The 13,265-nt window shown below is 49.8% G+C and carries 10 protein-coding genes and 2 tRNA genes; 8 read left to right on the forward strand and 4 right to left on the reverse strand.

Annotated features, from left to right (window positions below; translation table 11 throughout):
- Positions 1 to 16: 16 nt before the first annotated feature.
- The 7 genes from H7R58_RS00635 to H7R58_RS00660 all read left to right on the forward strand — a co-directional run bounded on the left by H7R58_RS00635 (position 17) and on the right by H7R58_RS00660 (position 7,379).
- Positions 17 to 937 (forward strand): ABC-three component system protein, encoded by a 921-nt coding sequence (locus H7R58_RS00635; protein ID WP_182934552.1) that lies wholly within the window; start codon positions 17 to 19, stop codon positions 935 to 937.
- Complete coding sequence (locus H7R58_RS25475) at positions 934 to 1,182, forward strand: ABC-three component system middle component 6 (protein WP_320108688.1); 249 nt, start codon at positions 934 to 936, stop codon at positions 1,180 to 1,182. The genes H7R58_RS00635 and H7R58_RS25475 overlap by 4 nt, the downstream gene beginning before the upstream one ends.
- Positions 1,179 to 2,900, forward strand: a complete 1,722-nt coding sequence (locus H7R58_RS00640; protein ID WP_182934553.1) for an ABC-three component system protein — start codon at positions 1,179 to 1,181, stop codon at positions 2,898 to 2,900. The genes H7R58_RS25475 and H7R58_RS00640 overlap by 4 nt, the downstream gene beginning before the upstream one ends.
- A gap of 79 nt (positions 2,901 to 2,979) precedes the next feature.
- The gene (locus H7R58_RS00645) at positions 2,980 to 4,242 is read left to right on the forward strand and encodes a hypothetical protein (protein ID WP_182934554.1); all 1,263 of its coding nucleotides are present in this window, start codon (positions 2,980 to 2,982) and stop codon (positions 4,240 to 4,242) included.
- Positions 4,239 to 5,285 carry a hypothetical protein gene (locus H7R58_RS00650; protein ID WP_182934555.1) on the forward strand — a complete coding sequence of 349 codons (1,047 nt, stop codon included), beginning with the start codon at positions 4,239 to 4,241 and terminating at the stop codon, positions 5,283 to 5,285. Before H7R58_RS00645 ends, H7R58_RS00650 begins: the two co-directional genes overlap by 4 nt.
- Before the next feature lie 464 nt (positions 5,286 to 5,749).
- Positions 5,750 to 6,781 (forward strand): IS630-like element ISEc33 family transposase, encoded by a 1,032-nt coding sequence (locus tag H7R58_RS00655; protein WP_001395480.1) that lies wholly within the window; start codon positions 5,750 to 5,752, stop codon positions 6,779 to 6,781.
- Between the two features lie 193 nt (positions 6,782 to 6,974).
- Positions 6,975 to 7,379: a type II toxin-antitoxin system PemK/MazF family toxin gene (locus H7R58_RS00660; RefSeq protein ID WP_182934556.1), complete on the forward strand. Its 405-nt coding sequence runs from the start codon at positions 6,975 to 6,977 to the stop codon at positions 7,377 to 7,379.
- Positions 7,380 to 7,471: 92 nt separating this feature from the next.
- Here the strand turns inward: H7R58_RS00660 and H7R58_RS00665 are convergent, their stop codons facing one another.
- The 4 genes from H7R58_RS00665 to H7R58_RS00680 form a co-directional block, all read right to left on the reverse strand.
- Entirely contained in the window at positions 7,472 to 8,326 is an 855-nt protein-coding gene (locus H7R58_RS00665) for a DUF3800 domain-containing protein (protein WP_182934557.1), read from the reverse strand.
- Between the two features lie 190 nt (positions 8,327 to 8,516).
- Positions 8,517 to 9,719 carry a tyrosine-type recombinase/integrase gene (locus H7R58_RS00670; protein WP_182934558.1) on the reverse strand — a complete coding sequence of 401 codons (1,203 nt, stop codon included), beginning with the start codon at positions 9,717 to 9,719 and terminating at the stop codon, positions 8,517 to 8,519.
- Positions 9,720 to 10,019: 300 nt separating this feature from the next.
- A tRNA-Sec gene (locus tag H7R58_RS00675) sits at positions 10,020 to 10,114 on the reverse strand.
- 383 nt (positions 10,115 to 10,497) lie between these two features.
- Positions 10,498 to 10,591, reverse strand: a tRNA-Sec gene (locus tag H7R58_RS00680).
- Positions 10,592 to 10,917: 326 nt separating this feature from the next.
- On the opposite strand from H7R58_RS00680, the gene yicI reads away from it, so the two are divergent.
- A complete protein-coding gene (gene yicI / locus H7R58_RS00685; RefSeq protein ID WP_106924928.1) occupies positions 10,918 to 13,236 on the forward strand; it encodes an alpha-xylosidase in 2,319 nt (772 codons plus the stop codon).
- Positions 13,237 to 13,265 lie beyond the last annotated feature (29 nt).

A 13,265-nucleotide genomic window follows, 5' to 3' on the forward strand; every position in this document is an offset into this window, starting at 1 on the left:
AGTGTGGGTTAAGCTCATGGATCGCATACAGCAGCTCAACTACGAAAAAGACTTCCGTATTGCCTTTTTGGAATCTAAGGGAGACAGCTTTCAACATCTATTCGAAAAACTCATGTCAAAAGCTCATCCAAATGACTTCATGGCGTGTCGCCCGTGGGGGAATGTTGGCGATCGGAAGAATGATGGTTACCTGCCCTCGGCGCGTATCTTGTACCAGAGTTACGCCCCTAATGAATTGACCGCTGCTGAAGCAGTCAAGAAAATCAATGAGGATTTCGATGGAGCCAAAGAGCACTGGGAAGAATATTTCGATGAGTGGACCTTTGTCCACAATGCTCATGATGGCCGTTTAGGTCCCCACATTATCGAAGCGCTGCTGAAGCTGGGTGAGGCTCACTCCCAAATCAAGATCGGCCATTGCGGATATGAGGAAATGCTGGCGAAGTTTCGCCAGTTGAGCTTACAAGATCTTGAATCTTGGTTTGGTCCGTCGCTGACAATGGAAGCAAACGTGAATCTGGGATTTAGTGATCTAGTTGCCGTGCTTACCCACATCAGCATTATGCCCGTGCCTACTTCCAGTGAAGTGAACGATGTGTCGCGCGGAAAGATCGAGGCAAATCTTTTGTCTCAAGCTGTTGCTGATTTTTTGAAAATCGGTATGCAAAAATCAACTCTCGTGGCCCAGTTTTTCAATAACTGGAGGAACCCGGCCTACGGTGAGCAGATCGCGCAGGCGTTCAACAGCCAATACAGGGCGCTGCGTGACCAAGTTCCTCCGCTGCATCCCGATGAGATATTTGGTCGGCTTGAAACTTGGGCCGGAGGCACAGCCAATACTACGCCTACACATAAGGCGGCAGTGCTGGCCGTTATGGCATATTTGTTCGACAAATGCGAAATTTTTGAAGACGCTCAAGCGGTGAGAGCAGTATGATTTTGCCATCCAAGCATCTGCAGCAGGACCGCGCGCTTTTGACTGTTGGCGCGTATGTGTTGACCTATCTTGTGCGGCCGAAGACCGTCTCTGCGCTTTGGGAGGAGTTGAACCGGCATGACGCAAGCGTAGCTGCAATGCCGCGAAAAATCACATACGATTGGTTCCTACTCGCGCTCGATCTCCTTTACGCCATAGGGACTATTGAACTCAAAAGCGGCCTTGTGACACGGAGAACGCCTTGATTCATCACATTTTCAGCACTCTACCCACTTTCAAGATTATTGAAGATCTGAAACCAGGCCTGAATGTCTTGCTTGCTCAGAAAACCGAGGGTGCAAGCAGCAAGCAGACGCGCAATCGCGCAGGTAAAACAAGTTTCATTGAGCTGGTTCATTTCCTGTTAGGTGCCGATGCTGGACCTGAATCGATTTTCCGCACTAAGGAGCTAGTGGATAGCTCCTTTGGAATGGTATTCGACCTGAAGGCGGAGCGCGCCATCGTTGAGCGTAGCGGCGGCACCAAGGCCAAAATTTTCGTGACCGTCCCTCCAGCAGCGAAGGCTAAGTTCTCGGCTACGGAGTGGTGCGCTTTCCTTGGCGAACACATGTTTGGTTTGGGCAGCCTGGAGGCTGCCGGCAGCAAGCCGCCTTCGTTCCGGTCACTATTCGCCTACTTTGTGCGCAGACAGGCTAGCGGTGCCTTCACGACCCCGGAGAAGCAGGCCGCGATGCAGGGCACTGGCGACATGCAGATAGCGCTCATGTTCTTGCTTGGGTTGGACTGGCAGATTGCACGAGATTGGCAAGCTGTTCGCGATCGAGAAAAGACGCTGGAAGAGCTAAAGAAGGCTGCAGGAAATGGTGCATTCGGCTCAATCATTGGCAAGGCGGCAGATTTGCGCACGGAGTTGACTCTGAAAGAAGCTCGCCTCAGGAAGCTTTATGCAGAGATTGATACTTTCCAGGTTCTGCCTGAATACCGGGAGTTGGAAGTCGAAAGTGCTTCCCTGACTCGCCAACTCAACGAATTGGCTAATGCTAACACAATCGATTTTTCGGCCATCAGAGATCTGGAAAGTGCGCTGGCGTCCGAGGTCCCACCTGACCTTGAGGATCTGCAGGCTGTCTATCAAGAAGCCGGCATCGTGCTTCCCGGTCTAGTGAAGCGTCGCTATGAGGACGTAAAGAGCTTCCACGAATCAGTGGTACGCAACCGCAAGGACTACCTGTCCAGCGAGCTGGAAGCCGCAAAGCTGCGCATCGAACTGCGTGATGGTAAGAAAGCGCAGATCGATCAGCGCCGTGGCGAAGTACTGGGCATCCTCAAGAGCCATGGTGCCCTTGAGCAGTTTCTTAAGCTACAAGGAGAGCTAGGGAGACTGGAATCCGAAGTTAAGTTGTTGCGACAGCGCTTTGAAGCAGCCGAGCAGCTTGAAGGCACCAAAAATGAATTGGAGATCGAGCGCCATCGCCTCACTATTCGCTTGCGGCGCGACTTCGCAGAGCAGAAGGATAGATTAGCAGAGGCAATCGTGGCTTTTGAAGAGACCTCGCAACGTCTGTACGAGTCGGCCGGAAGCATGACGGTTGACGAGACGTCCAATGGACCGATGTTCAAGTTTCCGATGCAGGGGCAACGTAGCAAGGGAATCAAGAATATGCAGATTTTCTGCTTTGACATGATGCTTATGCGTCTGTGCGCTAAGCGGCAAATGGGGCCTGGATTCTTGATTCATGACAGCCATTTATTTGACGGCGTCGATGGGCGTCAAGTTATCAGTGCGTTGCGTCTTGGTTCTGAGATTGCGCAGGAGCTAGGTTTCCAGTACATCGTCACGATGAATGAAGACGATGCCTTTAAAGAAACGATTGATGGCTTCGACCTTAACGAATATGTGTTGCAGGAGCGCCTTACCGATGCAACGGAGGAAGGTGGCTTGTTCGGAATTCGATTTGGATAAACTAGTGAACAGTGTGGGTTAGGTTCAATGCCGGCAGCATTTCGCTTGCCGTGCAATATTTGGCTTAAAGAGGAACTAAATGGACAAGAAGACCAAAGGTTCGTGGTTAATTCATCACACTAATAAACTGCAGGGAATAACAAATCAAGCCGGCTATGAGAAGACCTTCCTTGCGGGTAAAGCGGGCATTTTGCTATCTGCAATCTCGTCAAATAACCACTCAACACTGAATAACGATCGCCTGAACGTTCTGGCGCAAGCGGCGAATATCAATACAACCTTCGAACTACCAAAACTCATCGAAGTACTGAAGCAGCAGCAACTGGTTGACACCGCGAATGGTGGTATTGCTGTACTTGGTGTTACAACTGCAAAGACTCTCCAACATACATCAGACATATATGATGCCCTCATGCCAGGTGCATCTGAGGTTGCCTCGATCGCGCTTGCAGAGAAAGCTTCGGTCGAGCCCGTACTATCTGGTCATGTTTCCACGGAATTGGCCGACTTGTATAAGCTTGCAAAACCCGATATTCAACGGCTGATGTCTGATGCTGAACAAATTGGATTTGTGGATGCTGAGGACCTCGGTGCCGGGCAAGCATTATTATTTAACGGGAATCTCTTCCGTCGTGAAACGACCCGAAAAATAAAAACTGTTCTTGACTCGCTTTCATCAGCCGAGCAATCAAAGCTCAATGAGCTTACTGATACATTGAAAAAGCGCGCCTGCGTCGGCACGGATTTCGCAATCCAACTCCTTGGCGAATCTCTTTTTAAGAAGGTTGCAGCCATTGGATTGTTTGATATCAGCGTTGTCAGTAATTTGACCGAGGATGCTGGGTTTCTGACTTTGCCATCCGCGTTTTCAAAGTACAGCAACTCAATGGTCGATGACGCATTTGATCTGGCTAAGGCGTTTGTCAGTTCTGTGACCTATGGGATGACCAAGAGCAGCTATGCCAGGGGGCAGATTCAGATGGTTGACGCGCTATTGAGTGCACTGGTTCGAGGTGAAAGTGTTGGACCGGTGAATGCCATTGCACAGGACTATAAAGTGCTGGAACTGAAGGGGGTCGTTGAAGTTAAGCACGGGACAAAAAAAGGACGAAGCGGCCCAATGCTGAAATTATTGAAAACAGAAGTTGGTGAACTTGCATTACAAGCTATCAGACAAGGGGACGTTAGCGAACATTCTCTGAACTCACTTCCGTCTGCGGCAGTCAGCATATTCAATGGCCCTGAACATAATCGTGAGAAAGTTCGGCGAGCACAAATTAAAGCGAGCCCCAAAGCTACCAATGACATGCTCTCTATTCTTCGCACTGGAGGCGGTATATGAGCAAGGGACAGCAAAATTTGCTCAAAGGCCCCCGTATGGAGGAACTACTGCGAAGTTATTTCCTCAAGGCTGGATACTATGTAGTGCGAGGAGTCCCGTTTGTGTATGAGGGTTTTGACGTTACGGATATTGACCTTTGGCTGTATAGCCGGACGTCATCTGTATCACGTGAAATAACTCTGGTTGACGCCAAAAACAAGAGGACACCGCAAGCGATAGAGCGGATTTTCTGGGTCCAGGGGCTACGCGTTGCGACCAAGGCCACCAACGCTGTAGTCGCAACTACGGACAAGCGCCAGGAAGTGAAGGATTTTGGACGTGAGTTGGGAATTATTGTGCTCGACGGTACCTTCTTAGGCAAGCTTGACAAGTCGGATGAGCCTAACGCGTTGAGGTATTCTGACGAGGAGTTCTTCTCAAAGATTGATGAATACTCTCTTAGCAAACTCGATGGCGACTGGCGCGGACGCATGGTTCATTCTAAGAGCTTACTGGCGAAATCACTTTCGTTTGACAGTTGCAATGAGTGGCTTATGCAGGGAAAATTCTTTGCAGAACAGACGATAACAAAAAGCAACCAGCGTGAGGCTGCTTTGCGTTGCCTCTATATGGTTTGTTCATTCATTGCTATCGCAGTAGATTTCTGCATGAAAGAGATTTCGTTCAATGAGCAATCGGAGCGCAGTGTACTCATTAAGGACGGATTCACCTACGGCTCGAAAGGCAGTGCGGGTCTCAAGAAAATATTGAATGTTTCGATAGGGCTCATAGAGCAGCACGCAAAAGATGGGATCGCTACTTCCAGACAGGTACGATCCAGCATTGAACGGCAACTAGCTGACCTCAACACTGGTATTCTTGGCGAATTCTTTGCAAAGCAGGATGTCGCCAGAACCCTTTTCGCTGTGGCAAAAGAGTTCGAGCAACTAGCGATGAGCCGGGATTTCTCTCCCGATGCTAAGGCAACGCCCGAGCTTCGTAGCATGCTCTATTGTTTGCTTGATTATTGGGAAATTGACCGGGTTATGTTTTCTAGCCCGTAACTCTCCCGTGGCCTTACTTTATAGCCTAACGTTTTGGAGAGAAGACATGAGTAACACTGACCTGCTTCCCGTTGATTAGTACACCCGTGAAATCGTCGCGATGTTCACAGAAATGTACGGTGCCGACGTGTCTCCCACTCTGATCTCTAACGGTGCGTCTGGCTTCGACGGACTTCAGAACGGCGATGATCTGGTGTTCGGAGAATCGGGCTTTACGCATGGCGATCTCCTCAGGGAACATTATCAGTATGTCGGAAGATCTCTAAAAGTGAATGAAGCGGATTGCAGGGATACTTACACTGTTGGATGGCACGTTCGAGCGTGGTGAGTTTATGCACTAACTAACCGCACGCTGACACTCTAAATAGCTGCGCGGAATAGTAGATCACTGAAAGGGAACTCAGCCCGGATTGTGCGATCTGATCAATCGCCAAACCAACCAAAATCACCAACCGGACTGAGCGATGCCGATCATAGTACCAATACCCCGTGGCGAACGACGCCTGATGCAGAAAGCTATTCATAAAACGCGTGATAAAAATCATGCCCGCAGACTCACGGCCATGCTGATGCTTCATCGGGGTGAACGGGTCAGCGATGTTGCCAGAACTCTCTGTTGTGCCCGTTCATCCGTTGGTCGCTGGATTAACTGGTTTACGCACTCAGGTATTGAAGGCCTGAAATCCTTACCCGCAGGGCGCTCCCGACGCTGGCCTTTTGAACATATCTGCACCCTGTTACGTGAGCTGATAAAGCATTCTCCCGGCGATTTTGGTTATCAACGTTCACGCTGGAGCACCGAATTACTGGCAATAAAAATCAATGAGATAACCGGTTGCCAGTTACATGCAGGAACCGTTCGCCGCTGGTTGCCATCTGCGGGGCTTGTATGGCGCAGGGCCGCGCCAACTCTGCGTATCCGTGACCCACATAAAGATGAAAAGATGGCGGTAATCCACAAAGCGCTGGATGAATGCAGCGCAGAGCATCCGGTATTTTATGAAGATGAAGTGGATATCCACCTTAATCCTAAAATCGGTGCGGACTGGCAGTTGCGCGGACAGCAGAAACGGGTAGTGACGCCGGGGCAGAACGAAAAATACTATCTGGCCGGCGCACTGCACAGTGGCACGGGTAAAGTCAGCTACGTGGGCGGCAACAGCAAAAGTTCAGCGCTGTTTATCGCTCTGCTGAAGCACCTGAAAGCCACTTACCGGCGGGCGAAAACAATCACGCTGATCGTTGATAACTACATTATCCATAAAAGCCGCGAAACACAGCGCTGGTTGAAAGCAAATCCCAAGTTCAGGGTAATTTACCAGCCGGTTTACTCGCCGTGGGTGAATCATGTGGAACGGCTATGGCAGGCACTTCATGACACGATAACCCGTAATCATCAGTGCCGCTCAATGTGGCAGTTACTGAAAAAGGTCCGCCATTTTATGGAAACCGCCAGCCCATTCCCCGGAGGAAAACATGGTCAGGCAAAAGTGTAGCGGTATTAGGCGCAGCTATTTAGTAGCATACCTGTACTACTGAGCGACCGGCGACGGCTGGGGGGCGTCCCGAAATGTGAGGCTGCCAAAAGTTGAATGATTACCGCGTAATAATTTGATTATGCGATAATCCTCCTTCAGTACGTGTGTTAAATTAATACAAACGTAAAACTGTAAGGACATTATCGCGAAAATGTTACAGTATCAGCCCAAACCAAATACCATAGTGATGTGCGATTTTACCGGGTTTATTTCTCCAGAGATGGTTAAGAAGAGACCCGTCATTGTTATCAAAAAGAATAAAGAGAATCCCAAGCTCGTTACTATTGTTCCCTTCAGCACGACGGAGCCCCATGACCTCTCTGAGCTGCATGTAGAAGTTGCGGGCCCCTTGGATGGTAAGCAAGCTTGGATTAAATGTGACATGATTACAACAGTTTGCTTAGACCGATTAGATCGAATCAAAATTCATGAAGGTGGAAAGTTCAAATGGATCACAAAGAGTCTGGAAGAACCGACCTTCGACTTGGTTTGTAAAGGTGTTGCTAAGTATCTTGGTTTAGCACATAATAGTACGGTACCCGAAAGGGGCTTGTAAGACTCATACTAGTTATGAGCCAGTATTTACATAGTAGTGATGACAAGCTCGTTAATACTGAATTAGGGACATCTTCCGATGTCCCTTGTCTTTTACAGGACTTTTTTTCTTACTTTGTTATTCCCAAATGCATCGTCCTGCCAACTTGCATCAGATAGACTATTGGTCGGGATAAACTTCCAGATCCTCATTTTATGATGATACCGGTTGCTTATGTCGCCATCAACGCCAGTACTTTCAAACCAGTTAAACGCTTTACTGCCCCGAAACTGAGAGTCGATTCGTCTCAGCATGTCATAGATTTTTTTCCCGAAACCAGATTTCATGATTTGATTTGGGGTTCTTCTTCTTTTTCCTGGTAGCAAATCCCAGTCTGCTTTGTTTCCATAGTAACCAGCAGCACCCATAAGTAAGTCACAGACCTGGAGAGGTACAGATTTTTTACTATTTATAAACTCTACTCTGATATCGACATTCTGTATTTCTAAACCTTCTATAAAGGTTTTTAGCTTTAATTTATGTGCGTGGCTTGAGTGGGTATCAAGCTTGAATGTGAATGTTTTTCTTTCATTGATATAACCAAATCCAAAACAGTGCTTCAAGAACTGATAATATATTTTAAATTGAGAATCGAGCTCTGAAGCGGATTCGCCAATATATCTATATGACCTGTCCATAAACATTTGTCGGTATTTCGTATTTTCACTGGTACAGATAAATCTTTCAATCAAAACCAATAAGTTTTCATAAAATTCAATATGTTGTCGTGATATATTGGACCATTTTATTTCTTTTTTATAATTATGATCTTTTTTCAACTGCACTACTTCAGCTTCAAATCGGTTAAATTCTTCCATTGAAGATAGCATCCCACCAAAAAAACAGTGGTAACGATAAAGTGGTTGCGATTGCGTCCACGCTTCGTCTGCATAGATTACGTATTTCAAAGCACACCTCGTCTGAAAGTGGACTGTTAATAAATTGTTGTTTTGTAGACTAATTCAGGAATTTTACATTCTTTTCTTCAGTTAGTAACGAACTTTTTAGTTGCAAATTTAAGCGATAAAGTACGGGTTGTTTAGCAGGCTGGGCAAAAATAAAAGCATTTACAACAGCTCAGCCCTTGCGGGCTGAGCGTTATGCTAATTTTAATGGAGTTACCTTTCCGGAAGAGAGTTCAACGATATAATCTGCATACCACTGCATCATTTCCCTACGCCCATCCAGATACTGCGCATGGTTGTAAGTCCCACGAATCGCATTCTTATCAACATGCGCAAGCTGAGTCTCGATCCAAGCCGAGTTAAAGCCTTGTTCATGCAGAATTGTACTCATGGTGTGTCTGAAACCGTGCCCTGTGAGTCTTCCCTTATACCCCAGCAATTCAATGACCTGGTTAATGCTTTCCTTACTAATTGGCTTGCGAGGATCGTTCCTACCGATAAAGACCAGTGGGTGGTGTTTTGAGATCGGCTCAAGCTGTTTAAACAGCTCAATGACCTGTTTTGAAAGCGGCACAATATGTGACCGCTTCATCTTCATCACTTCTGCTGGGATCTCCCATAATTTTGTCTCAAAATCGATATCCTCCCAGCGTGCGAAACGCAGTTCTTGCGTGCGAACACCGGTTAACATAATGATCTGAGTGGCAGTCTTAGTGATAATACTGCCGGTATAGCCTGCCAGATCCTTAAGAAAATAAGGAAGTTCATTGGCAGTAAGAAAGGGGAAATGTACTTTTTTCGGTGTAGCTAAAGCACTGGCAAGATCGGGGGCTGGGTTGTATTCAGCCCTACCAGTGACAATTGCATAGCGAAACACCTCACCACAACGCTGGCGGACCTTGCGCATTTTCTCCAGAGCTCCGCGTTTTTCCATTTTACGCAGTGCTTCCAGTAACTCCATTGGTTTGATTTCGGCAATAGGGCGCTTGCCAATGTAGGGAAAAATGTCTTTCTCAAAGGTATCGATGATTTCATCACGATAGCGTAATGACCAGCGATCGGCTTTCGTCTGATGCCACTCGCGAGCAACAGCTTCGAAAGTGTTTTTCAGAGTCATTTGCTGGGCGATTTTTTCCTCTTTCTTTGTTTCACCCGGATCGCCTCCAGCGGCGAGAATTTTTCTGGCTTCGCTGCGTTTTTCGCGCGCGTCAGCCAGTGAAACATCGGGGTATACGCCCATAGAAAGCATCTTTTCTTTACCGACGAAGCGGTACTTCATTCGCCAGTATTTTGAACCATTAGCGTTAATCAGTAGATACATACCACCGCCATCAGCCAGCTTATAGGGCTTTTCTTTTGGCTTCGCGGTTTTCACTTTAACATCGGTTAGAGCCATGACATCCTCCGGCTTTTGATGAGCCTATACTCCTGGGGGGGATTTCTGCCAGTAACTAACCCGATACCCCCAATGCACCCCTTGTATAACAAAGATGTTGTTAAAAGCCGTTGTTATGTATCACATTTTTTCCATTATGGGGGTGCTGATATTTTAAGAGGAAATAACACCCCCTAAAGCACCCCCAAAAACAACTTGATGCGGATTGAAGTCGGTTGATTTCGGGATAAAGGGAAGGCTTGATATATAAGGGATTAAAAGGGAGTTTATTGACTTCGGGAGAGTTCAGTAGAGGCAAACTGGCGGAAGATCACAGGAGTCGAACCTGCCCGGGACCGCTGGCGGCCCCAACTGGATTTGAAGTCCAGCCGCCTCACCGGAGACGACGATCTTCCGCGCCTACATTGCTACATGGAGGCGGGGCGCATTATATCTACTTTCAATCATTTACCACATCCCCCAAGGGCACATTTTTCGCCCTGTTGCCGTTGCGCTCTCTGGCATTCCAGATAAAACCATTATTTTTCCTATGGTTACATTTTTCGTCTGCCGCGCAGCGCGCGCTTTACCGCACGTCTTGCCCGTTGAATGGCGTAAAAAACATCACGATGACCGAATATTTGACCCTCTGGCGGGCATTTAGCCTCGTGTTTATAGACCGCTGGACGCGCAGGCTTACGGCGTAAACGAACCGGGACAGTATCAGTCACAAAGGGCATCGCTAAGAAAGCGTATAGATAAAACGGGGAGATGATTTGGGGGAGATACGCGTGAATTTTGGCGGAGACCGCAGGAGTCGAACCTGCCGGGAGCCGCAGGCGGCTACCACTGGAAATGAAGTCCAATCGTCTCACCGGAGACGACGATCTTCCGCGCCTCGATTGCTACATGGAGGCGGGGCGCATTATAGCTACTTTCAACCGCTTACCACATCTTTACTTACATTTTTCAGCATCTTTTTACTCACCTGCGTGCGTTAGCGTGAGAAATATCTGATAAATCAGTGAGTTACACCTGTACATACTCTTCTCGCCAACCCAGATCACATAAATCAAGAAACGTAATTTGATAACGAGATATCGCAATTCACCTTGCTGAGCGGATGGTTTACAAAAGTGTAACCGGTATCAGCGCGCCGCGAACGGCAGCAATGGCGCGTACCTACAAATCAGAACACAGGCAATTAAGAGGACGAACCATGAAGATCAGTGATGGAAACTGGTTGACCCAGCCGGGTCTGAATTTAATTCATCCTGTTCAGGTGTTTGATGTTGAACAGCAAGGGAATGAAATGGTGGTCTACGTGGCGCCGCGCGACGTCCGCGAGCGCACGTGGCAACTGGATACACCGATGTTTACCCTGCGTTTTTTCTCACCGCAAGAGGGCGTGGTGGGCGTACGCATCGAGCATTTCCAGGGCGTGCTGGATAACGGCCCGCACTACCCGCTGAACGTGCTGAAAGACGTGAAGGTACAGATGCAAAACACCGCCGGGTTTGCCGAGCTGAAAAGCGGCAACCTCAGCGTGCGCGTGACCAAAGGTGAGTTCTGGTCGCTGGATTTCCTGCGCAACGGCGTGCGGATCACCGGCAGCCAGCTGAAAAACAACGGCTATGTGCAGGACAGCAATGACAATCGCAACTACATGTTCGAGCGTCTGGATCTGGGCGTCGGCGAAACCGTGTATGGCCTGGGCGAGCGCTTTACCGCGCTGGTGCGCAACGGCCAGAACGTTGAAACCTGGAATAAAGACGGTGGCACCAGCACCGAACAGTCCTATAAAAACATCCCGTTCTACCTGACCAACCGCGGCTACGGCGTGCTGGTGAATCACCCGGAAAACGTCTCCTTTGAGATTGGCTCAGAGAAGGTGTCCAAAGTGCAGTTCAGCGTCGAAGGCGAGTATCTGGAATACTTTGTCATCGACGGCCCAACCCCGAAAGAGGTGTTGAACCGCTATACCCAGTTCACCGGCCGCCCGGCGCTGCCGCCGGCGTGGTCTTTCGGCCTGTGGCTGACCACCTCGTTCACCACCAACTACGACGAAGCGACGGTCAACAGCTTTATCGATGGTATGGCCGAGCGCAACCTGCCGCTGCACGTCTTCCACTTTGACTGCTTCTGGATGAAGGCCTTCCAGTGGTGCGACTTCGAGTGGGACCCGGTGACCTTCCCGGACCCGAAAGGCATGATTCAGCGCCTGAAAGACAAAGGGCTGAAGGTCTGCGTGTGGATTAACCCGTATATTGGCCAGAAATCGCCAATATTCAAAGAGCTGAAAGAGAAAGGCTATCTGCTCAAGCGCCCGGACGGTTCCGTCTGGCAGTGGGACAAATGGCAGCCGGGGCTGGCGATTTATGACTTCACCAACCCGGAAGCCTGCCGGTGGTATGCCGACAAGCTGAAAGGCCTGGTGGCGATGGGCGTCGACTGCTTTAAAACCGACTTCGGCGAGCGTATCCCGACCGATGTGCGATGGTTCAACGACGCCGACCCGCAGAAAATGCACAACCACTATGCCTATATCTACAACGAACTGGTGTGGAACGTGCTCAAAGAGACCGTCGGTGTGGAAGAGGCTGTGCTGTTCGCCCGTTCCGCTTCCGTGGGCGCGCAACAGTTCCCGGTGCACTGGGGCGGCGACTGCTACGCCAACTACGAATCGATGGCGGAAAGCCTGCGCGGTGGCCTGTCGATTGGCCTGTCCGGTTTCGGTTTCTGGAGCCACGATATTGGCGGCTTCGAAAACACTGCCCCGGCGGATGTCTATAAACGCTGGTGCGCCTTCGGCCTGTTCTCCAGCCACAGCCGCCTGCACGGCAGCAAATCCTATCGTGTGCCGTGGGCGTATGACGAAGAGTCCTGCGATGTGGTGCGCTACTTTACCGAAATGAAGTGCCGCATGATGCCGTACCTGTATCGTCAGGCGGCGCTGGCCAACGAGCAGGGCACGCCAATGCTGCGTGCGATGATGCTGGAGTTCCCGGACGACCCGGCGTGCGATTACCTCGACCGCCAGTACATGCTCGGCGACTCGCTGGCGGTGGCGCCGGTGTTCTCGGAGGCGGGCGACGTGCAGTTCTACCTGCCGGAAGGCCGCTGGACGCACCTGTGGCACAACGACGAAGTGCAGGGCAGCCGCTGGCATAAACAGCAGCATGATTTTATGAGCCTGCCGGTCTATGTGCGCGACAACACCCTGCTGGCGCTGGGTAATAACAGCCAGGTGCCGAACTACGCATGGCATGAAGGCACCGCGTTCCAGCTGTTCCACCTTGAGGACGGGCATGAAGCGGTATGTGAAGTGCCTGCGGCCGATGGCACCGTGGTGTATACGCTGAGCGCGAGACGTCAGGGTAAGGTGATAACGGTGAAAGGCAACGGCAAAGCCAGCGGCTGGACGCTGTGCCTGCGCAATATCCAGCAGGTAGCGGGCGTGCAGGGCGGAAGCCCGGCAGGCAGCGAGCTGGGCGTGGTGGTGACCGCGCAGGGCAATGAGCTGGTGATTACGCTCTAATTCTGTGAGCCCCCTAACCCTCTCCCCGG

The sequence above is a fragment of the Klebsiella sp. WP4-W18-ESBL-05 genome, from assembly GCF_014169075.1.
Lineage (GTDB): Bacteria > Pseudomonadota > Gammaproteobacteria > Enterobacterales > Enterobacteriaceae > Kluyvera > Kluyvera ascorbata_B.

What these genes read in the sequence shown, in the direction of transcription:
- H7R58_RS00655 (WP_001395480.1), top strand. Translation starts at nt 5,750, where the DNA reads ATGCCGATCATAGTACCAATACCCCGTGGCGAACGACGCCTGATGCAG.
- H7R58_RS00660 (WP_182934556.1), top strand. Translation starts at nt 6,975, where the DNA reads ATGTTACAGTATCAGCCCAAACCAAATACCATAGTGATGTGCGATTTT.
- H7R58_RS00670 (WP_182934558.1), bottom strand. Translation starts at nt 9,719, where the DNA reads ATGGCTCTAACCGATGTTAAAGTGAAAACCGCGAAGCCAAAAGAAAAG.
- H7R58_RS00650 (WP_182934555.1), top strand. Translation starts at nt 4,239, where the DNA reads ATGAGCAAGGGACAGCAAAATTTGCTCAAAGGCCCCCGTATGGAGGAA.
- yicI (WP_106924928.1), top strand. Translation starts at nt 10,918, where the DNA reads ATGAAGATCAGTGATGGAAACTGGTTGACCCAGCCGGGTCTGAATTTA.
- H7R58_RS00635 (WP_182934552.1), top strand. Translation starts at nt 17, where the DNA reads ATGGATCGCATACAGCAGCTCAACTACGAAAAAGACTTCCGTATTGCC.
- H7R58_RS00645 (WP_182934554.1), top strand. Translation starts at nt 2,980, where the DNA reads ATGGACAAGAAGACCAAAGGTTCGTGGTTAATTCATCACACTAATAAA.
- H7R58_RS25475 (WP_320108688.1), top strand. Translation starts at nt 934, where the DNA reads ATGATTTTGCCATCCAAGCATCTGCAGCAGGACCGCGCGCTTTTGACT.